Annotated in this window: 21 protein-coding genes; 15 read left to right on the top strand and 6 right to left on the bottom strand. The window is 62.3% G+C overall.

The features are described from left to right. The first annotated feature begins 36 nt into the window (after positions 1-36). From ACMNAY_RS05045 to ACMNAY_RS04975, 15 genes are all read left to right on the top strand, one after another. The gene (locus ACMNAY_RS05045; RefSeq protein WP_418718626.1) at positions 37-1080 is read left to right on the top strand and encodes a glycosyltransferase family 2 protein; all 1044 of its coding nucleotides are present in this window, start codon (positions 37-39) and stop codon (positions 1078-1080) included. A 51-nt stretch (positions 1081-1131) separates the two neighbouring features. Beyond that, positions 1132-2190, top strand: a complete 1059-nt coding sequence (locus ACMNAY_RS05040; protein ID WP_418718625.1) for a glycosyltransferase family 2 protein — start codon at positions 1132-1134, stop codon at positions 2188-2190. Positions 2191-2286: 96 nt separating this feature from the next. After that, positions 2287-3360: a glycosyltransferase family 2 protein gene (locus ACMNAY_RS05035; protein WP_418718624.1), complete on the top strand. Its 1074-nt coding sequence runs from the start codon at positions 2287-2289 to the stop codon at positions 3358-3360. 37 nt (positions 3361-3397) lie between these two features. Next, positions 3398-4267 (top strand): ABC transporter permease, encoded by an 870-nt coding sequence (locus tag ACMNAY_RS05030; protein ID WP_418718623.1) that lies wholly within the window; start codon positions 3398-3400, stop codon positions 4265-4267. 25 nt (positions 4268-4292) lie between these two features. Beyond that, positions 4293-5588: a polysaccharide ABC transporter ATP-binding protein gene (locus ACMNAY_RS05025; protein ID WP_418718622.1), complete on the top strand. Its 1296-nt coding sequence runs from the start codon at positions 4293-4295 to the stop codon at positions 5586-5588. Further along, on the top strand, positions 5585-6589 hold the full coding sequence (locus tag ACMNAY_RS05020) for a glycosyltransferase family 52 (RefSeq protein ID WP_418718621.1): 1005 nt from the start codon (positions 5585-5587) through the stop codon (positions 6587-6589). Before ACMNAY_RS05025 ends, ACMNAY_RS05020 begins: the two co-directional genes overlap by 4 nt. A 74-nt stretch (positions 6590-6663) precedes the next feature. After that, positions 6664-7398 (top strand): 3-deoxy-manno-octulosonate cytidylyltransferase, encoded by a 735-nt coding sequence (locus ACMNAY_RS05015; RefSeq protein WP_418718620.1) that lies wholly within the window; start codon positions 6664-6666, stop codon positions 7396-7398. Positions 7399-7497: 99 nt separating this feature from the next. After that, entirely contained in the window at positions 7498-9051 is a 1554-nt protein-coding gene (locus ACMNAY_RS05010) for an aldolase catalytic domain-containing protein (protein WP_418718619.1), read from the top strand. A 3-nt stretch (positions 9052-9054) separates the two neighbouring features. After that, positions 9055-9567 (top strand): KdsC family phosphatase, encoded by a 513-nt coding sequence (locus ACMNAY_RS05005; protein WP_418718618.1) that lies wholly within the window; start codon positions 9055-9057, stop codon positions 9565-9567. A 35-nt stretch (positions 9568-9602) separates the two neighbouring features. Continuing rightward, positions 9603-11726, top strand: coding sequence for a DUF2142 domain-containing protein (locus ACMNAY_RS05000; RefSeq protein WP_418718617.1), 2124 nt, complete (start codon positions 9603-9605; stop codon positions 11724-11726). 21 nt (positions 11727-11747) lie between these two features. Then, complete coding sequence (locus ACMNAY_RS04995; RefSeq protein WP_418718616.1) at positions 11748-12839, top strand: glycosyltransferase; 1092 nt, start codon at positions 11748-11750, stop codon at positions 12837-12839. Positions 12840-12863: 24 nt separating this feature from the next. Next, entirely contained in the window at positions 12864-14012 is a 1149-nt protein-coding gene (locus tag ACMNAY_RS04990) for a glycosyltransferase family 4 protein (protein ID WP_418718615.1), read from the top strand. Between the two features lie 20 nt (positions 14013-14032). Further along, positions 14033-14752: a glycosyltransferase family 2 protein gene (locus ACMNAY_RS04985; RefSeq protein ID WP_418718614.1), complete on the top strand. Its 720-nt coding sequence runs from the start codon at positions 14033-14035 to the stop codon at positions 14750-14752. A 1-nt stretch (position 14753) separates the two neighbouring features. Then, a complete protein-coding gene (locus ACMNAY_RS04980) occupies positions 14754-15116 on the top strand; it encodes a DUF2304 domain-containing protein (protein WP_418718613.1) in 363 nt (120 codons plus the stop codon). A 104-nt stretch (positions 15117-15220) separates the two neighbouring features. Further along, positions 15221-15523, top strand: a complete 303-nt coding sequence (locus tag ACMNAY_RS04975; RefSeq protein ID WP_418718612.1) for a hypothetical protein — start codon at positions 15221-15223, stop codon at positions 15521-15523. Positions 15524-15577: 54 nt separating this feature from the next. On the opposite strand, the gene ACMNAY_RS04970 is transcribed toward ACMNAY_RS04975, so the two are convergent. The 6 genes from ACMNAY_RS04970 to ACMNAY_RS04945 all read right to left on the bottom strand — a co-directional run bounded on the left by ACMNAY_RS04970 (position 15578) and on the right by ACMNAY_RS04945 (position 21464). Beyond that, the gene (locus tag ACMNAY_RS04970; RefSeq protein WP_418718611.1) at positions 15578-16252 is read right to left on the bottom strand and encodes a DUF4956 domain-containing protein; all 675 of its coding nucleotides are present in this window, start codon (positions 16250-16252) and stop codon (positions 15578-15580) included. Then, entirely contained in the window at positions 16242-16955 is a 714-nt protein-coding gene (locus ACMNAY_RS04965; protein ID WP_418718610.1) for a polyphosphate polymerase domain-containing protein, read from the bottom strand. Before ACMNAY_RS04965 ends, ACMNAY_RS04970 begins: the two co-directional genes overlap by 11 nt. After that, positions 16939-18579: a CotH kinase family protein gene (locus tag ACMNAY_RS04960; protein WP_418718609.1), complete on the bottom strand. Its 1641-nt coding sequence runs from the start codon at positions 18577-18579 to the stop codon at positions 16939-16941. The genes ACMNAY_RS04965 and ACMNAY_RS04960 overlap by 17 nt, the downstream gene beginning before the upstream one ends. Before the next feature lie 91 nt (positions 18580-18670). After that, entirely contained in the window at positions 18671-19513 is an 843-nt protein-coding gene (locus ACMNAY_RS04955; RefSeq protein ID WP_418718608.1) for a glycosyltransferase family 2 protein, read from the bottom strand. A gap of 30 nt (positions 19514-19543) precedes the next feature. Next, positions 19544-21010 carry a hypothetical protein gene (locus ACMNAY_RS04950; RefSeq protein ID WP_418718607.1) on the bottom strand — a complete coding sequence of 489 codons (1467 nt, stop codon included), beginning with the start codon at positions 21008-21010 and terminating at the stop codon, positions 19544-19546. A 115-nt stretch (positions 21011-21125) separates the two neighbouring features. Beyond that, on the bottom strand, positions 21126-21464 hold the full coding sequence (locus ACMNAY_RS04945) for a hypothetical protein (protein WP_418718606.1): 339 nt from the start codon (positions 21462-21464) through the stop codon (positions 21126-21128). Positions 21465-21576: the final 112 nt, after the last annotated feature.

Raw genomic sequence — 21576 nt, 5'->3', positions numbered from 1 at the left:
TGACCGCCTTCAAGATTTCAGAAAGGAAGGATTTCCTTGCTTACAAAAGTCAGTATCATCGTGCCGGTGTATAACTGCGAAAAATTTCTGCCCGCCTGCATTGAGAGCATCGCGGCGCAGACCTGCCCGGACTTTGAATGCATTTTAGTGGACGACGGATCGTCAGACGGCTCAGGAGCCGTCTGCGACGGGATATCCCGTCGGGACCCGCGGTTCCGGACGATCCACAAACCCAACGGAGGCGTGTGCAGTGCCCGCAACGCGGGTCTTGATGCGGCCAGGGGTGAATTCGTTCTCTTCTGCGACCAGGATGACCGCATCCATCCCGAGACCATCGCCACCGCCCTCGCCCACCATGAGCGCGCGCCGGAGGATCTGGTCATGTGGCTGTACACCAGAGATCCGGGCGAATTTTCCGCGCCGCTGCCCGAGGGTGAAACGCTTTTTTCTCAAAAGCAGTTCGGTACCCTTTACTGCACCTTCATGCTTCCGCCGGTGTGGAACAAACTGTTCGAGCGCAATGTTCTGGAAGGCCCCGCTCCCCTGCGGTTTGACACCTCGGTGCACAACGGGCACGAGGATCTTCCCTTTGTGTACGATTACCTTGCCCGGCTTGCCAAACTGCGGCCCGGTTTTGCCGTGCACCTGCTTCGCGCTCCGCTCTACTATTGGAGCGATGAAAACGACATGAGCGTCTCCAAAAAGGACGTGCATTACGAGCGGTATTTCGAGGTGGAACTTGATCTGTTCACCCGGTTCTCCCGTGACTGCACAGCGCTTTACCACTGTACGCCGCAGGACATGGCTGCGTTCTATCAGCATGCCCTTCACACTCTGGCTTACGGGCTTTTGTTTGAAAGCGGCGTCAGAGGGCGCAAACTGCTTCATATGCCCGGGGTCGCCGAGCTGCTGGACGGATTGAAAGCGGGGCGCTCTTTCAGCCCCTTTTATCTGCCCTTTCGATGGCACAGCCCCGCCCTTGCCCGCTTCCTCATCCGGGCCGAGCAGGAGGGGCGGCGTTCCTACGAGAGAGCCTATTGGCTTTTCTACTACCTGCTTGGCGGAAACTGGTGCCGGTGACCTTTTTCAGGGCCGCGCGCCGTCCGCCGCACCGCCGCAAAGGAGTGTTTTATGGTTCCTTTCGTCAGCATCATCGTTCCCGTATACAACGCCGGGAAGTATCTGCACCGCTGTCTGGACAGCATCGCCGCCCAGTCTTTTCCGGATTTTGAGTGCATCCTGATCGACGACGGCTCCACCGACGACAGTGCCGCCATCTGCGATGAATACGCCGCAAAAGACGGCCGCTTCCGGGCGATCCATCAGACCAACGCCGGCGCTTCCGCCGCCCGCAACACCGGGCTGGACGCCGCCCGCGCGCCCTGGCTGCTGTTTGTGGATTCCGATGACGCCATTGCCCCCTGCACCCTTGAACTGGTCCGGGAGGTGCAGCAGAAAAACCCGCAGGATCTCGTCTTCTTTTCCGCGGCGTTTACCTTTGAGTCCCTCGCTAAAACGCCGGATTGCAGCGCCCTCCGCACCTACCCCGTCCGGGACATCGGCCGATTCTGTGCGGACGCGCCTTTCCCCACCCCATGGGGCAAGCTGCTGCGCCGGGATCTGGTGGAGCGGGCGCAGCTGCGGTTTGACACATCGCTGCGCTGTTATGAGGACCGGCCCTTCATGAACGAATACCTGCGCCTCTTCGTATCCGATGCTCCCGGCGGGCAGCTGCTGTTCATCACGCTCCCGCTGTATTATTACGAAGTCGGCAACATGGCCAGCTTGAGCAAGAACACCAACAATCAGCTCCAGCCGGCTCACTACCAGATGTTCGACCGTTTTCTCCAGGACTGCCTGCATTTGTATCACGCACAGCCCGCGCAACTGCAGCTGCCCGTGATGGAATACCTGAACACCGTTTTGTACGGCCTTTTCTGCACGCCGCCGGCGCAGCGAAAAAAAAGCGCGGCTCTTTTTTACCAGAGCCCGGAATACGCCCGGCTGATGGCCTTTTTCAAGGAAAACCGCCTGTTTGAATGCCGGTATCTTCCGCTGCGGCTCCGCTGGACCTGGCTGGCCATGGCGCTGGACCAGAACCGCCTGACCGAGCGGCGGTGGTTTTACTGGAAGTTCCACTGGCTGTGCATGCACACGCTGTATCTGCGCTGGAAGCCCCTTCAACAGTGAGCGCAAACGCCGCAAAGGGTTTTCTTGTGCCGTGCTTTATGGTATATTATAGGTTGCACCTGTTTTTCCCGCCTCTCTTTCCGGCAAGAAAAGGAGATGATTTCTCTGCCCGCAGTGAGCATCATAATCCCTGTCTTTCGGGCCGAGCGCTTCCTTGCGCGGTGCCTCCGCAGCGTGGCGGCGCAGACCTTCACCGACTGGGAATGCCTTCTGATCGACGACGGAAGCCCCGATCAGAGCGTCCGTATCTGCCGGGAATTCGCGGCGGGTGACGACCGGTTCATCCTCTTTCAGCAGGAGAATCAGGGCCCGGGCGCAGCGCGCAACGCCGGGCTGCGCATTGCGCGGGGCGAATTTGTTCTTTTTCTGGACAGCGACGACCTCTGGCCGCCGTATTTCCTGCAGACGGTGCTGGGGGTCCAGGCCGAACATCCCAACGGGCTGATCGTGTGGTCCTATACCAACGATCCGGCGCGCTTTTCTCCCGCTGCCCCCGAGATCACACCGTCCTTTTTCCCGAAAGATCAGATCGGCCAGCTGCTTGTGGACGGATACCTTTATTATGTATGGAACAAACTGTTCCGGCTGGACCTGATCCGCTCGGCGGGCCTTGCCTTCAAAACGGACCTGCACTACGGCGAGGACCTCACATTCTGCATGGAATACATCCAGCAGTGGTCGCTGCTGCCGGCCCATGAGGAGGCCGTGTTCTGCCCCACGGCTCTGTATTATTACGAGACGGGGAACGAGGCGAGCATCACGTCTTTGTACAAGCCCTGCTATTGCGAGGACGAGATCCGCCTGGTCGGCCGTCTGCTGCGCTGGTTCACCGAGGACTTTCCCCTGCAGGGGCCCCCGCGGGACGCGCTTTTCATTCAGATGCTGCAAACCGTTGCCGGCGGGCTTTCGGTGGATCTTGCGCAGCCGGACGGGTACGCTCTTGCGCGCCGCCATCTGGCCTGCCCCACCGTTCAGGAACTGCTCCGGCAGGCCGCATCCCTTGATTGCTATACGCCGTTTCTCTTTCCCATGCGCCGCGGCTGGGTCCGGTTCAGCGGGCTGCTGGGGCGCTGGAAACTGGCGGATTCCCGCTGGTATCACCGGGTCTATTGGGCCGGCTATCGTCTGAACGCTCTGCGCACAGGGCGAAAAAGCCGCGTCATTCTGTAAATACAAAAAGCGATCTTCATCTTAAGGAGGTTTTCCCTTGGAGCAAAATCAACAGCAGTGGACCACCGTCATCAAACCCCGCACCGGATGGTTCGACATCGACTTCAAGGAACTGTGGCAGTACCGTGATCTGGTGACCATGTTCGTCAAGCGCAGTTTCACTACCATGTATAAGCAGACCATTCTGGGCCCCGCCTGGATCCTCATCAACCCCCTCATCACCACCGTCATTTTCACGGTGGTGTTCGGCGGCATCGCCGGTCTGGCGGAGGAAGGCGTGCCCAGCTTCCTGTTCTACATGGCGGGCAACGCCATCTGGTCTTTCTTCTCCGCCTGCATCTCCGGCACCGCCAACACCTTCGTGTCCAACGCGGGCCTGTTCGGCAAGGTGTACTTCCCCCGCCTGACCATGCCCGTTTCTCAGGTGCTCATCTCGCTGGTGAACCTGGGCATCCAGATGCTGATGTTCTTCATCTTCTGGGTCTGGTTCTACTTCTTCGGCCAGGAATACGGCACCGTGCAGATGAACCTGTGGGTGCTGGCTCTGCCCGTTGTGCTGCTGCTGGTAACGATCCTGGGCCTGGGCGTGGGCATCATCGTCTCAAGCCTCACCACCAAATACCGCGACCTGGCCATCGTTGTTGGCTTCGGCGTGCAGCTGTGGATGTACGCCACGCCCGTGGTCTACTCCATGAACGAGCTGACGGCCAACAGCCCCCGCCTTGCAACGCTCATCCGCCTGAATCCCATGACCGAGCCGGTGCTGGTGTTCCGCTATGCCCTCCTGGGCTGCGGCCAGATCAGCCCGGGCTGGCTGATCTACAGCGCCGTTTTCAGCCTTGTGATGCTGGCTATCGGCGTGGTGCTGTTCAGCCGGGTGGAAAAGACCTTTATGGACACTGTGTGACGCGGGAGGTACAAGAACAATGACAATGCAGACGAATACCGAACGCGAACCGGTAATCCAGATCACCGGGCTGAAAAAACAGTACCGCCTGGGCCAGATCGGCGGCGGCACCCTCACCGCCGACCTGCAGAGCTGGTGGGCCCGGGTGCGGGGCAAAGAGGACCCCAACCTGCCCATCGGCACCGACACCCGCCTGTTCGGCCAGACCTTCATGGCGCTGAACGGCGTGGATCTGACGGTGTATAAGGGCGAGGCCCTGGGCATCATCGGCCGCAACGGCGCGGGCAAGTCCACCCTTTTGAAGCTGCTCAGCCGCATCACCGCCCCCACCGAGGGCGAGATCAAGTTCAAGGGCCGCATCGCCAGCATGCTGGAGGTGGGCACCGGCTTCAACGGCGAGATGACCGGCCGGGAAAACATTTACATGAACGGCTCCATTCTGGGCATGACCAAGGCCGAAGTGGACGCAAAGCTGGACCAGATCATCGAATTCTCCGAGTGCGGCGAGTTCATCGACACGCCGGTGAAGCGCTACTCCAGCGGCATGTTCGTGAAGCTGGCCTTCGCGGTGGCCGCCCATCTGGACTCCGAGATCATGGTGATGGACGAAGTTCTGGCCGTGGGCGACATGAAGTTCCAGCAGAAGTGCCTGGGCAAGATGAGCGACGTGGCCGGCCAGGAGGGCCGCACGGTGCTCTACGTCAGTCACAACATGAGCACCATCCGCCAGCTGTGCACCCGCTGCATCGTGCTGGACAAGGGCCGCGTCATCTTTGACGGCAACGTGGAGGACGCCATCGCCATCTACATGGAGACCACCGACGTGAACGTGGTCCACTACGACCTGACCAACACCGGCCGCATGACCTCCAGCGCGGGCAAGCGCCTGCGGGTGGAGACGCTGGACTTTGTGGACAAGGAGAGCAGCGTGTTTGCCGCGGGCGAGCCGCTGCGGGTGCGCATCCGCTGGCGGGCGAATCAGAAGTTCGACGCGGTGAACATGAAGCTGAACATCCATTACCGGGATTCCAGCCCCGTGGGCATCACCCACCCCGTCACGCTGGGCGCTGCCGAGCCGGGCGTGCTCTACGAGACCACCTTCACCTTCGACACTTCCATCCTCAGCGAGGGCCAGTATTTCTTCTATCTGGACGTGTTCGAGCGGGAACTGGCGGGCGCCATCTGTCTGGACAAGCCCAACCAGGAATTCGCCTTTGAGATCACTAACACCGACCGCACCCTGCCCGAGTGGGCCGCCGGCTGGGGCCACATCCATTTCCCGCCGGTGAAGGTAGTGGCCATGGAGGAAGCGGCCGAATGAAGCCGGATCTGTATATCTGCCACACCCCCTATCAGGTGCTGGTGGAAGTGTGCCGGGCCTTTCGTGCTCCCTGCCCGCCCGAGATGGTGCTGAGCGCCTGCGTGCCCAGGGCCGATGTGCTGGCCCGGCGGCTTGAGGCCACCGGCCTGTTCGCCGGTGTGCGCATCTTTGACGAAGAACGATGCGGAAACGCCTTTCAGAACGGCTTTTTGCGCACCCTGCTCTTCCAGCGGCTGGCCGGGCGGCGAAATGTGGAGAAATACTACGGTTTTTCTCTGGACGGCGCGAAGTACCGGGATATTTATATCCACAACGACTGGAGCGTGCTGGGCCGGTATCTGCAGGACAAAGGGCTGCCCTACATCCTCTGCGAGGATACCTTTGCCAGCACCTGCGCGGACGGCGGCCATCAGCTGATCGTGCAGCAGCGGGCGCTGCCCCGTTTTGCCCTGCGCCGGGCCTTCGGCTACGGCTACCTCTACTGGGGCGACTGGAAAAAGGTGAAGTCCATCGAGGCCGAGAGCCTCACGGGCGCCACTGTGCCTTTTCCCAAAGAGCGGTTGACCGAGTGCAGCCACAAAGCGGCCTTCGCCGCCCTCACCCGGGAGCAAAAGGCGCTGCTGTGCGGCCTGTTCCTCACCGCGCCCCTGCCGGCAGACTGCGCCGGGGCGGTGCTGCTCCTGACGCGGGATTTCGTCAGCGAGCATCTTACGGACGAAACCACCCAGCGGCGGATGTACAAAGCTGTGGCGGAACAATACTGCGCCGGCGGGCCGCTGTTCGTCAAGGCTCATCCCCGGGACACCTCGGACTACGCCGCGCTGTTCCCCGACGCGGTTGTGCTGGACCGGACGATGCCCAGCGAGGTGCTGAATTTCGCCCTGCCCTTCCGCTTTGCGCGGGCTGTCACGGTGGAATCCACCGTTCTGAAGGCCTTTGAGGCCGCCGATGAAAAGGTCTCCCTCACTCTGGACGAGGCGCTGGCCTTGCCCGGAGTTTAAAGTTTGTGCCCCTTTATGAAAGAACAGAGGGCCCCGATTCGTTTTGATACCGGGGCGGAAAAGAGGTTTTTTCCATGAAAATTCTCGGCGTTATCCCCGCCCGCTATCAGTCCAGCCGTCTGCCGGGCAAACCTCTGGCGGACATTCTGGGCAAGCCCATGGTGTGGTGGGTCTACCAGGCGGCGAAACAAAGTCCCCTGCTGGACGATCTGGTGGTGGCCACCGACGACGAGCGCATCCTGGCGGTGTGCAACGAGTACGGCATGAACGCGGTGATGACCCGCGCCGACCACGACACTCCCACCGCCCGCATCCAGGAGGTGAGCTGCCTCATCGAGGCCGACCTCTACCTTCAGATCATGGGCGACGAACCCCTCATCGACCCGAAGGCTTTTGAGCTCATCCTGCCGAAAGAATTACCCGCCGACCCTTACTATGTGGCGGGCGTGACCAACCGCATGGAGCATCCTGCGGACGTGATCGACTTCTCCAACCAGAAGGTAGTGTGCAACGCGAAGCGGGAGATCCTGCTCATCAGCCGCAGCCCCATCCCCTACCCCAAGGGAACGGCGGACTTTGAGTACGAGAAGATCACCGGCATCCAGCTGTTCAGCAAAAAGGCGCTGGATTTCTACGCCGCCACCCCGAAGAGCGCTCTGGAAAAGGCCGAGGAAAACGACCTGATGCGCTTCATCGAGAACGGCCACACCGTGCATGCGGTGCTCTCCCCCTACAAGACCGTATCGGTGGACACGCCCAAAGACGTGGACATCGTGTGTGATATCCTCCGCCGGCGGGAAAGCCGCTGACCGCGCCTCCGGCTTTTGCGGGCCGGGGCGCATATTTGACTTTTTGGCGCTTTGCGGCGCGCCCGGAGCCTCCTTTGGGAGGCAGAAAGGGAAAATTTTATGCCTAACATCCGTTTGCTCGACTGCACCCTGCGGGACGGGGGCTATGTGAACGACTGGAAATTCGGCTTTGAGAACATCCGCGACATCGTGTCCAGCCTTGTAAACGCCGGCACCGACATCGTTGAGGTGGGCTTTCTGCGCAATCTTGAGCCGGATATGGAGCAGAGCCGCTGGAACACGGTGGCCGAGCTGAAAAAGGTGCTGCCCGCCGACCGGAAAAACACCATGTTCTCCGGTATGGCGCTGCACAATTTCTACGACATCGACAAGCTGGAGCCCTGGGACGGCACCGGCATCGACCTCATCCGGGTGACCTTCCACGACTACGACATCGACGCCGGCCTCGAGTTCTGCCGCAAGGCTCAGGACAAGGGCTATAAGATCAGCTGCAACCCCATCAACATCATGGGCTACTCCGACGCGGGCGTTCTGTGGCTGTGCGAGCAGGTGAACAAGCTGCATCCCTTCGCTTTCTCCATCGTGGACACCTTCGGCAGCATGCAGATGCAGGACCTGGAGCGCATCGTGCGTCTGGTGGACAACAACCTGGCCAAGGACATCGCCCTGGGCCTGCACCTCCACGAGAATCTGGCCCAGAGCTTCAGCCTGGCCCAGCGTTTTCTGGACATGCACCTGGTGGGCCGCGACGTCACGGTAGACGCCAGCCTTCTGGGCATGGGCCGCACCCCGGGCAACCTGTGCATCGAGCTGATCGCCGACTATCTGAACCAGAATTTCGGCAAGAATTACGACATCGACCGCATGCTGGACGCCATCCAGCAGCACATCCTGCCCATTAAGGAAAAGAGCCCCTGGGGCTACTCTCCGGCCTATTTCCTGTCGGCCAAATACAATCTTCACCGCAACTACGCCGAGCATTTCCTGGACAAGGGCGATTTGTCCAACCGGGACATCAACCATCTGCTCAGCCGCATCGTTCCGGAGAAAAAGACCGCCTTTGACGCGGCCTACGCCGACGAATTGTACGCCGCTTACAAAGACAACCGCATCGACGACTCCGCCGACCGCGCTCGGCTGGCCGAAGCGCTGGCCGGCCGCAAGGTGCTGTGCCTTGCCCCCGGCGGCACCCTGAACACCCACCGCAAAGAGGTGGAGGAGTTCATCGGCCGTGAAAAGCCGGTGGTCATCGCGGCGAACTTTGTGCCGGAGGACCTCAAGGCGGACTACGCCTTCTTCTCCAGCGGCAAGCGCTTTGACCCGCTGGCGGCCCTGCCCTGCCCGGTGCTCTGCACCTCCAATCTGGAGGGCGAGGCGGACTACCGGCTGGACTACAACAGCCTGGCCGGCGCCTTCACCATGGGCGCCAACAGCCTCATCATGCTGCTGCGGCTGCTGGAGCAGCTGGGCGTGAAGGAAGTGGCTCTGGCGGGCGCGGACGGCTATGAGCCGGGCAGCGAGAACTACTGCGACCCCCGCATGAAGAACCACACACCCCGCGGCGCGGACTACAACCGGGCCATGACCGCGGCCATCGGCGGCTGCGGCCTCGAGGTGACCTTTGTCACCCCCAGCCACTACCGGAAAGGATAAACCATGGACGACATTCGACTGCTGGTGCTGGACGTGGACGGCACCCTCACCGACGGCGGGCTGTACCTGGACTCCACCGGTAACGAGACCAAGAAGTTCTCGGTGAAGGACGGCGCAGGCCTGGCCCTTGCCCGGGCGGCGGGCATCAAAGTGATGATCCTCACCGGCCGCGAGAGTGTGCCGGTGCGCCGCCGCGCCGAGGAGCTGCACCTGGACTGGTGCGTGCAGAACTGCAAGGACAAAGCCGCCTATCTGGCCGCTTTTCTGAAAGAGGAGCGCTACACCCGGCAGCAGGTGGCCTACGCCGGCGACGACTGGAACGACCTGGCCGCCATGGAACTGGCGGGCTTTGTGGCCTGCCCCGCCGACGCGGAGGAAATGGTGCGCCGCCGGGCAGATTATGTCAGCCCCCGCAAGGGGGGCGAGGGCGCAGTGCGGGACGCTGTGGTCCACATTTTGCGCCATCAGGGCCGGTTTGAGGCTCTGGTGGAGCAGGTATACGGCGCCAAGGGCTGAACGCCCGCCCCACAAAAAAGCCGGGAGGCAACGGAATGCAGAAAGTTCTGAAATTTTGCAAGGATCACAAACGGGTGCTCACCGGCGTTCTGCTGGCCTTTTTTCTCTTTGCGGTGTTCGCCGCCGTCTGGCTGACCCACATCCGGGGCCAGGGCGAAAAGAGCAGCAGCTGGGCCATCAACGACCAGTTCCACAGCTTCGTTACCATCGAAGAGCGCATGGAACAGCGCTTTTCCTGCGACCGGGACCTGCTGGCGGTAAGCCTTGTGCTGGCCGCTGAGGACGAGGACACGCCCCCCGAAGGGGAACTGGAGCTCATCCTTTCCGACAGCGTCACCGGCGAGGAGCTGGCCCGCTCCACCGGCGACATGCGCTACATCTACAACGGCTGGGAAGCCTACTACACCACCCTGGGGCTGGACCGCTTTGTGGAGAATCCCGGCGAAGTGGTGGAGTACACCCTGACCCTCATTCCCCACTACACCGGCGAGGGCCGGCTGTGCGTGGGCTACGAGGAGGGTGGTATGCCCGCCGGCGTGTCCCTGACGGTGGACGGCGAGGAAGTGGACGGCACCGTTGCCCTGCTGGGCACCCAGGCCCGGGTGGGCGGCTTTCTGACCAAGTTCTACTGGGTGTTTGCCGCGGGCTGCATTGCCGCGGCGGCGCTGCTCTACTGGCTCTACAGCCGGGGCGCCGCGCTGCACCGCATGGTGTTCTGCGCCGTGCTGCTGCTGGGCTTTATCTTCAACGTGCTGCTACCGCCCTACGCCGCGCCGGACGAAAAGTACCACATCAACCAGAGCTTCACTCTGGCCAGCACCATCTATAACCCCGACCTTCCGGTGGCCCAGAGCCACATCCGCGACACCCTGCGCCGCCCGTCGGACCAGGACGTGCTGCTTCAGGTGGACCAGACCACCGTTTTCACCTGGCAGCACATCGTCAAGGTGCTGGGCCGGGCCAACACCGACCCCACCGGCGACACCCAGGATTTCCCCGAGTATCAGGTGGACAGCAGCTACACCCTTTACTGGATCAGCGGCCTGGCCGTGCTGGTGGGCTTCTGGCTGCATCTGAGCTTTGCCGCCACCCTGTTTCTGGGCCGGCTGGCGAATCTACTCTTCTTTGCTTTCCTCTCTGCCTGGGCGGTCAAGCGCACGCCGGTGGCAAAACCGGTGTTCGCCGTGGCGGCAATGCTGCCCATGACGCTGCATCTGGCGGCCTCCTACAGCCGGGACTCCAACCTTCTGGCACTGTGCTTCTTCTTCGCCGCGCTGCTGCTGGATCTGGCCTTCGGCCCCCGGGAGCGCATCGGTTGGAAACAGCTGGTGCTGCCCGTCCTGCTGGCGGTCATCATCGCCCCCAGCAAGGTGGTCTACCTGCCGCTGGCGGCGCTCATCCTGCTCATTCCCCGGGTGCGTCTGGGCCGGTTCTCCCTCTGGATCAAGGGCGGTTTCCTGGCGCTGTGCGTCGCGGCCTTCCTGATGAACTCCGGCGCGGCCTATCTGCTCGCCGGCTTCACCCACTCCGGCGGCGACGCGGCCGCCGGCGCGGTGAGCAGCGTCGTTCAGGAGCAAACCGCTCCCGAGGAAACTGCCCCGGAGGCCCCGGCGCAAGAGATGTCCTCTCCCTCTGGCGCCGACAGCATGTCCACCGAGGCGGACATGATCTGCTACACCCTGCCCTACATCCTCTCCCACCCGCTGGACACCTTTGAGCTGTGCGTGCGCTCGGTGGTGGAGCAGGGCGATCATTATCTGAGCACCATCGTGGGCGGCACCCTGGGCTATTTCGGGCTGGACAAGCCTTTGGACCTGGCCTGGGGCTGGGTCATCCTGCTCTACTGCCTGCTGGGCTTGGCCTGGCTGTGCCCCGACGAGGGGGCCGTGCCCCCGTACGCCCGCTGGGGCGCGCTGCTCATTGCCCTGTGCTGCTGCGGGCTGGCAGTGCTGGGCTGCATCTCCTGGACGCCCACCTACTACGAGACCATCTACGGCTTCCAGGGCCGTTATTTCCTGCCGGTGTTGCCGCTGCTTTTGCTGGTGCAGCCGAAAGCGCTGCGCCTTGCCGGCGACTGCCGCCGGGGCATCGTTTTTGCGGCGGTGCTGGCGGACATCGGCGTGCTGTTGAACGTTTTCCTTGCCGTGGTGGCACGATAAAACCGATTCGAGGACTTTTTTATGGTTGATTTCAAAGCCGTTCCGGTCATCATTCCCAGCCTGGAGCCGGACGAGCGTCTGCCCGGGCTGCTGGCGGATATGAAAGAAGCCGGCATCGAGAACATCGTGCTGGTGGACGATGGCAGCGGGCCGGAATACACCCCTGTTTTTGAGCAGGCACAGCGGCAGTTCGGCTGCACCGTGCTGCGCCATGCGGTGAATCTGGGCAAAGGGCGGGCACTCAAGACCGCCTTCAACCACTGCCTGAACACCTGGCCGGACGCGCCGGGCGCCATCACCGCCGACTCCGACGGGCAGCACTCCGCCGCGGACATCCTCCGCTTCATGGAGGAGATGACCGCCCACCCGGACAGCCTGCTGCTGGGCTGCCGCGATTTTGACGACCCGGGCGTGCCCTTCAACAGCCGCTGGGGCAACAAGATCACCTGCTTCATGTTCAAGGCGCTGTGCGGCGTGTCGGTGAACGACACCCAGACCGGCCTGCGGGGCGTGCCCACCGCCTTCATGCGGCGGCTGATGCGCGTGCCCGGGGAGCGGTTCGAGTTCGAGAGCAACATGCTCATCGAAACAAGGGACCGGGTGGCCATCCGGGAACTGCCCATCCAGACCATCTACGACTCCAAAGAGAACCACACCTCCCACTTCCATCCCCTGCGGGATTCGGCGCGTATCTACGCCATTTTCGGGCGGTTCCTCTTTGCCAGCGTGTCGGCCAGCGTGCTGGATCTGGCGCTGTTCAGCCTCTTTTTGCTGCTGATGGGGCTGCTTATCCCCTCTGCCAACGGCATCGGGCGCATCCTGGTGGTGTTTGTCTGCACCGCTCTGGCGCGGCTGCTCTCCGCCAGCTACAACTACTACATCAACCACCGGGTGGTGTTCCACAGCCAAGCCGACCACCGGCGGGCAGCCACCCGTTATTTCCTGCTGGCCGTGGCCCAGATGCTGGTCAGCGCCGGGCTGGTGAGCCTGTTCACCTCCCTGCTGTGCCCTCCGGGCGGCTGGGAGATCCTCATTAAGGCGCTGGTGGATATGGTCCTGTTTTTCCTCAGCTTTCAGATCCAGCGGGAATTCGTCTACAAGAAAAAGGCCTGACGGCCCAAAAGGAGGCGGGCGGCGGTGACCATCTGCTTTTTCTCGGCCCAGTACCTGCCCACCGTGGGCGGGGTGGAGCGTTACACCTACAATCTGGCCCGCCGCGTCATCGCCGCGGGCCACAAGGCGTTGGTGGTCACCAGCGCCCTGCCCGGCCTGCCCGACCATGAGACCGACGCCGAGGGCATCGAGATCATCCGGCTGCCGGTGTGGCCGCTGATGGGCGGGCGCTTTCCCGTGCTGCGCCCCGGGCGGGACTTTGCCCGGCTGGAAAAGCTGCTCTGGGATCGCAAAATCGACTTCTGCCTCATCAACACCCGGTTCTACGTCAGCAGCCTCTACGCCGCCCGCGAGGCGGCAAAGCGGCACATCCCGGCCATTGTGGTGGACCACTCCACCGGCCACCTGCCCATGAACAGCGCCCTTCTGAACACGGCGGGCGCGGCTTACGAGCATTTCGCCGCGGCGGTGCTCAAAGCTTACCACATGCGGTTTTACGGCGTGAGCCGGGCGGTCTGCCGCTGGCTGGAGCACTTCGGCATCAAGGCCGAGGGCCAGCTGTACAACGCGGTGGACCCCGCCGAGGTGCGCGCTCTGGCCCAAGCCCCCGACGCCATCGACTGGCGCAAAGAGCTGGGCCTTGCCCCCGACGCGCCGCTGGCGGCCTTTGTGGGGCGCATCATCCCCGAAAAGGGCGTGGCGGAACTGATTGAAGCCTTCACCGCGGCGGCCGTGCCCGGCGCGGCGCTGGCAGTGGCGGGCGACGGTCCGCTGCTGGCCACTTTGCGGAAAGACTGCCCGCCGGGGGTATATCTGCTGGGGGCGGTGGCCTACCCGAAGGCCATGCAGCTGCTGGCCCAGAGCCAGGTCTACTGCCTGCCCACCTACTACGCCGAGGGATTCCCCACCACCTTTTTGGAGGCGGCGGCCTGCGGCTGCCCCATCGTGACCACCCGCACCGGCGGCAGCGATGAGCTGCTGGCCGACGAGACCTACGGCATCCAGCTGGATTCGGCGGACGCCGACCCTCTGGCAGCGGCGCTGGGGCGGGCACTCACCGACGAGGACTGGCGGCGCACCGCCGCAGCCAAGACCGCCGCGCGGCTGGAAGAGCATTTCACCTGGGACGCGGTGTGCGACCGGCTTCTGAAGCTGACCGCCGCCCAAAACTGACAGAAAGCGAACGGGAAAGTATGGCAAAATTATTGATCGTGATCCCCGCATACAACGAAGAGGCCAGCATCGTGCAGGTGGTGGAAGACCTCATCGAGCACTATCCCCAGTACGATTACGTGATCGTGAACGACGGCAGCCGCGACCACACCGCCGCCCTGTGCCGCCGGAACGACTTCCATCTGATCGACCTGCCGGTGAATCTGGGCCTGGCAGGGGCGTTTCAGACCGGCCTGCGCTACGCCGCCGAGAATGGCTACGACTGCGCGCTGCAGTTCGACGCCGACGGCCAGCACCTTCCCCGCTACATCGCCCCCATGCTGGAACTGCTGGAGGGCGGAGCGGACATCGTCATCGGCAGCCGTTTCGTCACGGTGAAAAAGCCCAAGAGCCTGCGGATGGCGGGCAGCTACCTCATCAGCTGGGCCATCCGGCTGACCACCGGCAAAGCCATCTGCGACCCCACCAGCGGCATGCGGATGTTCAACCGCAAGATGCTGGAGGAATTCGCCTCGAACCTGAACTACGCCCCCGAACCGGACACCATTAGCTACCTTATCAAAAACGGCGCCGTGGTGAAGGAGTTGCAGGTGGAGATGGGCGAGCGCACCGCCGGCACCAGTTACCTGAACTTTGCCCGCTCGGTGGAATACATGATCAAGATGGGCCTTTCCATCCTGCTCATCCAGTGGTTCCGCAAGCGGGACACTCTCACCCCCTACACCGAAAGGAGCCTGTGACATGCTGGACTATCCCCTCTCCCTGCGGCTGCTGCTGGTTCTGGGCAGCCTGCTCACGGTGGTGTTTGTGCTGGGCCGCATCCGCCGGGCCAAGATCCAGATCGAGGACAGCATCTTCTGGTTCGTCTTTTCCGGGCTGCTACTACTGTTGAGCATCTTCCCGGAACTGGCTTACTGGACGGCAAGCACGCTGGGCGTGCAGGCCCCCATCAACGTGGTGTATCTTGCCATCATCTTTTTGCTCATCCTCAAGGTGTTCTTCATGAGCCTGCGCATCAGCCAGATGGACTCCAAGATGAAAATCCTGGCCCAGAAGGTGGCTTTGAACGAGGAAAAGATCGAGCGCACCCACCAGGACCGCTGAGGCCTATTTGTCAAACAGGCCGGGCTGTGGTATAATAAATAGAAAATATCCTGCGGCGTTTTTGCGGCGCCGCGTTACGACGGAAACGGAGGGTCCACAAAATCATGGCATTCACCCCGAAACTTACCTACAAGGGCCGCCCGCTGGTGCGCTGCGGCAACGAAATTTATTACGGAAGCCTGTCTGACCCCTATGTGGTGTTCATGCAGGTGCTCACCACCAAAGAGGAGAACGGCATCACCGTGGCCGACAAGCTGCACGTGATTTTGATGAGCACCGACTCCACCAAGCCCCTGCCCGAGCGGGTGGTGAAGCAGAGCTCCAAGACCGGCCTGTACACCGCGCTGGAAGTGGGCGGCATGTGGCTGGAGCGGGCGCTGAAGGAAGCCCCCGCTGCTAAACAGTAAAACCGCATCAAAAAGGCCCCGGACCGAATGGTCCGGGGCCTTTTTCCTCTTTGCTCAATAGCGCACTTCGCCGTCGTGGGCCAACAGGTTGACGCTTTCCACGCCGGGCAGCGCCGCACAGGCGCTCACCAGCTGCGCCCCGTCGCCGGTGCGCAGTTCCAAAATCAAGTCCAGCCCGTGGGCGCTCACATTGCGGCTCTTCACCCGCGCGCCCTTTGCGTAGTGGTTCAGCAGCTCGTTCAGCGCCGGGTCGATGCCCGTGTCGGTGCTGTTCACCACCAGCAGATAGGGCGGTTTTGCCGCCGGCACCAGATCCAGCAGGAAAATCAGCGCCGTGACCGCCAAACTCACCACCACCGCGATCTCGAACAGGCGCGCGCCGCAGATGATGCCCACGCCGATGCTCCAGAACAGATAGAGCAGGTCCATGGGATCCTTCACCGCGTTGCGGAAACGCACGATGGACAGCGCGCCCACCATGCCCAGGCTGATGACGATGCTGCTCTGCATCGCCAGCACGATGCCGGCGGTGACGATGGGCATCAGCGCCAGAGTCTTGTTGAAGTCCCGGTTGTAGAAGGCGCTGCGGCTGGCCAACCGGTAGATGGCGTAGATGTACAGCGCCATCACCCCGGTGATGCCCAGGCACACCACGATGGCCGCGGTGCCGATGTCGCTCTGGGCAAAGCCCTCCAGAACGCTTTTTTTGATCACGTCGCTAAAACTCATATTCCCTGGCCCTTTCCGCCAGCGGCCCGGGCAGGGCCAGCCGGCTCAAGTAATATTTTGAGAACGCGGTCTGCCGGAGCCTCCCCAGCTCCAGCGCCTGCGCCACATAGTCCGGCAGAAATTCGTCGAACTTGACCTCCAGAACATGCACCCCCGGCGGCAGGATGGGCGTGAGGGGCACGCGGGGCTCCAGAAACGCCCCCAGACTGTTGGAAGCGCCGATGTTGCGGTCAAAGGTGATGCGCACGTTTCCCGAGCGGTTCACAAAGGCGGTGCGCTCGTATTCCACAATCACCCGGGGCGCCATGCCTCTGGATGCCATGGCAACGCTCAGCAGGTTTTGGGGCGCCGGCGTCTCGGCACCGATGGCCGGACGCCGGCCGGCCATGATGCCCCGGCATTCCCCGTCGGTCACAAAACAGCTGGATTTGTGGGTCTTGCCGTGAAGTTTTTCCTTGATCTCCAGCCGGATGCGGGAAGGATCGGCGTTGTAAAGGCGCAGACGGTATTTTTTCCGGTCGTCCACGCCGGCCTCGTTTTCCCGCAGGCAGCTGTTGCTCATATCGTCAAAATACAGGCTGCGGATGGCGTAGGCGCTGCCCTTTTGGTGGCTGTCCGAAGGCAGCAGCGCTTTCAGCCTCGCACCCAGCACCACCAGGTCGGCGTCGGTGACCAGATATTTCCACTCATTTCTGTAGTACATCGAACCCCTCCCGGTCGGCGGGGGTGAAGTCCGCCAGATACTCGTCCAGAAAGTCAAGACGGCTCTCCATGAACGTCAGAGTCTCTTCCAGCGTCAGCGACCGATGCTCCGAAAGGCCCTGGTAGGCATCGGTCTCGCCCCACAGACCGTAGTCCCGGGACCAGGCGCCGCTGGCGGTGAGCACTTCTGTCTCGGCCCGGAACATCTCCTCCAGATGATCCAGGCGGAACACTGTCTGCCGCAGCTCTTTCCACCGCTCGGCCACCATCTGCCGGGTGCGTTCGGGGTCGGCGGCATAGAGCGCGTCCAGCTCCAGATCCGGCAGGGCAAGGGCGGCAAGGTCCCGCTGCAGGTAACTGTCAAAGGCATCGCCGAAGGAGTAGTTCATGTCCCAGGGCAGCCGGTAGAAGCGGCCGTCCTCGGCGCGCCAGATCAGATACTGGTTCTGGATGAGGTTGTCCACCCCGCAGATGAACTGTTTGAACAGCGCCATGTCGATGAGGTTGTCCACGTCTGCCGTGGCTTCAATGGTCTGCCAGTCGGCACCCTCGGTGTGCAGGGTGTTCACATAGCTGCGCAGCGGCTCCCAGAGCCCTTCTGCGCCGATGTTGGGCCAGACGATCTCCACCCGGTTCAGCCACTCGGTGGTCTGTTCTTCCTCCAACTGGTCGATGGTGGCATCGTCGATCCTGCTGGCCTGGCGCCACTTGTACATCACGTCCTGAGCGGAGAGCTCCATGCTCTTGCGGCTCACCGACCGGCACAGCCCGTAGACGCCCAGATATGTATCGTCCAGATACAGCTCCACATATTCCATCTCGGCGCCGGCCGGGTCGTGGGGCGAAACGGCCGCCAGTTCGTTCCACAGGTCGGTGGCCACTTTATCCCGGACGCGGGTGCAGTCGGTGGAGAAGTTCACCAGCACCCAGCCGTTCTCCTCACCCAGGCCCAGCAGGTCCAGGTTTTCGTCCTGCAATTTTTCGTCCAGAAGATTCAGCCGGTAGGATTTCTTTTTGGCAAAAAGGCTGGCGTTCCCCCGCCAGTGCCACTCGGCGCCGCTGGACTGGATCTGCACCCGGGTGTTGCCCTCGGGCCAGAAGAGGGTCATGGAGCCGTAGTTGTAGGCCAGCGGCAGGTTGGCCATGGTCTGCCCCACCACTGCCGGGTCCAGCTGGATGGGCTCGCTGGTCTCGGTGTGGAGCACCAGCACCGGCAGGCCGGACAGATAGACCTCCAGCCGGCACCAGCGCTTTCCGTCGCTCACATAAACGCTCAGCCGCCGGCCCTCGGCCATGGTTTCCTGCCAGCCGTCCGCCCATTGGTCCGCAGGCAGATACACGCTGCCCCAGGTGGATGAAAGGCGTCCGGTGGCCTCGCCGTCCAGCGGCTGGGACAAACAGTAGGCCCGCTGCTGGGTGTCGTAGGGCAGCACCTGGCCGTTCCAGTGGAGCACACAGCCGTCGGAAGAAACTTCGGGCAGGGCGGTGATGGCGGCAAGCTCCTCGCTGTCCACCAGTTTTGCGCCCAGCAGGCTGACGGACGCCTGGTAACCCCGCACGGCGGCAATCACAGCCAGCGCCGCAACGCACGCCACAAGGATCAGCGCCCGCAGTATCCTTTTCAAGCTCCTTCGCCCCATTTCCCGCAAAACCGGCATTTTTCTCAAATCCGCGGATTATTTTATCACATGTGCATACAGGTGTAAAGCCGCCCGCTCAGGCCTCCGCCACCGCTACCAAGTACTTGAAGATCTGCAGCTTGTTCTCTTCGTAGAGGCCCATTTCCTCGTAGAGGTTTTTGTAATAGGCGAACAGGCTGGCTTTCACCGACAGGATCTTGAAGGTGTTGCGCAGCGTCACCTGGGTGGAGACAAGGCTCTGGGGGTTTTTCACATAGTAATACACCGGTTCGTCCAGCGCGTAGAAACGGGCGGCGTAGCGGATGTATTCCAGGTTGAACAGCAGGTCCTCACTCCAGCACAGTTCCTCGCTGCACTGGATGTCGTGGCTCTGCACCATGTCCCGCCGGTAGAGTTTGTTCCACATCACGCCGTAGTAGAAGCTGGCGGGTTCCTTCATCAGCCCCTTGGCGAAGGCATGCTTATCGTAGAAGCCCTTGTCCAGAAAACCGAACTGCTGGATGGTCTGGTAGCTGTCCTCCTCTTTGGCGAAAAGGGGTTTTGTCTTTTCCACCCGGTAATAGGGGGCGATGACCAGGTCGGTCTGGTTGGCCTCGGCGGCCTCCACCAGCAGGCGGGTGGCGTCGGGGGCAAGGTAGTCGTCGCTGTCGGCAAACTGGAGATACTTGCCCTTTGCCATGTCCATGGCAAGGTTGCGTGTGGCCGACACGCCGCTGTTGGCCTTGTCGATGAGCAGGATGCGTTTGTCCACCCGGGCGTACATCTCGCAGACGTGCAGGCTCACATCCTTGGAGCCGTCGTTGACGATAATGATCTCCAGGTTCTGATAGGTCTGCCGCCGGATGCTCTCGATGCAACGGGCGATGTGTTCGCCGGCGTTGTAGACCGGCACGATCACGCTTACCAGGGGCTGTTCCACAAAAGACTCCTCCTTCTCACAAAACAGGCGTCAGTTCGTTTCTTCCTCCGGCCCCAGCAGGGCTGCGGCCGCCATCAGCAGCAAAAATGGAGTAAAGTTGAATGCGTAGCGGGCTTTTGTCTCCCACAGGCTCAGAAACAGGATGAGGCCGGTGACGCTCACCCCCGTCAGGGTCAGCAGCCCGGGGACGGGACGCCGGGCCCGGCGCACCGCGCACACCAGCACCAGCAGCTGCATCATGTACAGATAGGCCTGGCAGTAATACACCATCGGCATATAGCCCGGCTGGCCCTCCAGAATGAACTTGTGGGTCCAGTTGGCCCGCTGGGGGGTGGCCAGGAACTCCTCGGCGTTGTAAAGGCCGTCGCCCCAGGTGATGGCTGCCTTGCGGGTGACGAACTCCGCCAGTTCCAGCGGGGTATAGGAAGCGTAGTTGGCCGCGATGCGCGCGTTCAGAAGCTCCTTGCGCTCGGCGATGGTGTCCACCGTCATGGCGGCCTCGTAGTCCGCCTGAGAGTAGTTGCCGTCGTCGTGGCTGCCGTAGCAGAACCACAACTGGATGGGCAGGGTCAGGGCCTCCTCTTCGGCCCAGTCGATGAGCCAGGCCCGCTGCCAGAGACGGTAGCCGCCGGCCAGCAGGCCAAAAGCCGCCAGCATCGCGCCGCAGGCCGCCAGCGCCCGCCGGGGCTTTGTCTGCAGGAAGAACTGGATGACCAACGCCACAGCCATCACCGCCACGCTGCCCTTGACCGCGTAGCCCACGAAGGCCGCCGCCCCGGCGCCCGCCGCGAAGAGCAACCGCCAGCGGGGCCGCGTCTCGCGCCTCCAGGCGTCAAAGGCCAGCAGCGCCAACAGGCCGAAAGGCATGGAGAGGGTGTCGGAATAAAAACAGGGGCTGTAGAGCCAGAAAGGCGCGAAGGCCGCGCAAAGCAGGAACACCAGCGCCACCGCACCGTTGGTTTTGAACACCCGCCGGGCCAGCAGGCAGCACAGGGCCACCGAGGCCAGCAGCGCCAGCACGTTCAGCGCAATGCCCGGGGCCACCCCCATGAGGGAAGAGTCCGGCACAAAACCGAACAGCCCCGCCAGCCAGTACCAGCCGCCCAGCACCAGCGCCAGGCCCAGATTGTTGTTGCAGATGATGTAGTAGCCGCTCCACACCCCGAAGCGTCCGTCGTCCAGCAGGTCTGTGAGGCTGCGCAGTACCACCTCCTGGTCCATGATGGGCACCTCCGCCAGCAGCCAGGCCATAGCCGAGAAGGCGGCGGCATAGAGGGCAAAGACGGTAAAAAAGAGGATGCGCCAGCGCTTTGGCGAAAGGCTGTTCAGCCGGGGCAGCACCCATTTGGAGAGGGCCCACACCCCCGCCGCCAGCGCCGCGCCCACCGCCAGAGCCGCCGGGCCGTTGTGCTGCCAGCGCACCACGCTGTTCAGAAGGATCCAGCCCCGGACGAGGCAGAAGCCCGCCCAAAACAGCCGGTCCAGTGTTTTCTGCACTGCGCATCGCCCCCTTTCCGTATTTTATGTATTATAAAGTATTATAGCATACCCACCGGCAAAGAAAAAGCCAGCCGCCGGTTTTCCGGCGGCTGGCTGGATGGAAGATTCTGGGTCAGGACACCTGCAACAGGCCCTCGGAACCGTCGTCGCAGAACAGCTCCTCCCGGGGCACGAAGTAGATAAACTCGCTGCCGCTGTAGGTCAGCACACCCCGCTGGCCGGGGAACAGCTGCCGGGCCAGATGCTCCGGCACGGTGAGGGCGATCTCCTGCCCGCGGGCCACAAAGGTCACAGGCACCCGGTCCGCACCGGCAGCCGCCACCCGCTTCACCGTGGCCATCAGGCTGATCTCGCCTTTCGAGGGGCGGCGGAATCTGCGCCCCCACACCGCGATCAGACAAAGTGCCGCAAGGGCCATCACCAGGCCCGGAATGATCCACATCCACCGCATTGTACACCCCTCCTTGGGTCAAATCATTATGTATGTTGAGAACCAGTGGTTCTGTCCGCTTGTATCTATTAGACGTTTGACCTGCCCGTTTTATTTCACAATTTTATGAAAT

It is taken from the genome of Candidatus Allofournierella merdipullorum (assembly GCF_048426865.1).
GTDB lineage: Bacteria > Bacillota > Clostridia > Oscillospirales > Ruminococcaceae > Allofournierella_A > Allofournierella_A merdipullorum.
Note: the sequence above shows the minus strand (reverse complement) of the source record. Positions and strands in the feature narration are given on the sequence as shown.

Excerpts from the sequence above, each read along its gene's own strand:
- ACMNAY_RS05040 (WP_418718625.1), top strand. The coding sequence starts at position 1,132 with ATGGTTCCTTTCGTCAGCATCATCGTTCCCGTATACAACGCCGGGAAG.
- ACMNAY_RS05035 (WP_418718624.1), top strand. The coding sequence starts at position 2,287 with ATGATTTCTCTGCCCGCAGTGAGCATCATAATCCCTGTCTTTCGGGCC.
- ACMNAY_RS05025 (WP_418718622.1), top strand. The coding sequence starts at position 4,293 with ATGCAGACGAATACCGAACGCGAACCGGTAATCCAGATCACCGGGCTG.
- ACMNAY_RS05020 (WP_418718621.1), top strand. The coding sequence starts at position 5,585 with ATGAAGCCGGATCTGTATATCTGCCACACCCCCTATCAGGTGCTGGTG.
- ACMNAY_RS05015 (WP_418718620.1), top strand. The coding sequence starts at position 6,664 with ATGAAAATTCTCGGCGTTATCCCCGCCCGCTATCAGTCCAGCCGTCTG.
- ACMNAY_RS05010 (WP_418718619.1), top strand. The coding sequence starts at position 7,498 with ATGCCTAACATCCGTTTGCTCGACTGCACCCTGCGGGACGGGGGCTAT.
- ACMNAY_RS05005 (WP_418718618.1), top strand. The coding sequence starts at position 9,055 with ATGGACGACATTCGACTGCTGGTGCTGGACGTGGACGGCACCCTCACC.
- ACMNAY_RS05000 (WP_418718617.1), top strand. The coding sequence starts at position 9,603 with ATGCAGAAAGTTCTGAAATTTTGCAAGGATCACAAACGGGTGCTCACC.
- ACMNAY_RS04995 (WP_418718616.1), top strand. The coding sequence starts at position 11,748 with ATGGTTGATTTCAAAGCCGTTCCGGTCATCATTCCCAGCCTGGAGCCG.
- ACMNAY_RS04985 (WP_418718614.1), top strand. The coding sequence starts at position 14,033 with ATGGCAAAATTATTGATCGTGATCCCCGCATACAACGAAGAGGCCAGC.
- ACMNAY_RS04980 (WP_418718613.1), top strand. The coding sequence starts at position 14,754 with ATGCTGGACTATCCCCTCTCCCTGCGGCTGCTGCTGGTTCTGGGCAGC.
- ACMNAY_RS04975 (WP_418718612.1), top strand. The coding sequence starts at position 15,221 with ATGGCATTCACCCCGAAACTTACCTACAAGGGCCGCCCGCTGGTGCGC.
- ACMNAY_RS04970 (WP_418718611.1), bottom strand. The coding sequence starts at position 16,252 with ATGAGTTTTAGCGACGTGATCAAAAAAAGCGTTCTGGAGGGCTTTGCC.
- ACMNAY_RS04965 (WP_418718610.1), bottom strand. The coding sequence starts at position 16,955 with ATGTACTACAGAAATGAGTGGAAATATCTGGTCACCGACGCCGACCTG.
- ACMNAY_RS04945 (WP_418718606.1), bottom strand. The coding sequence starts at position 21,464 with ATGCGGTGGATGTGGATCATTCCGGGCCTGGTGATGGCCCTTGCGGCA.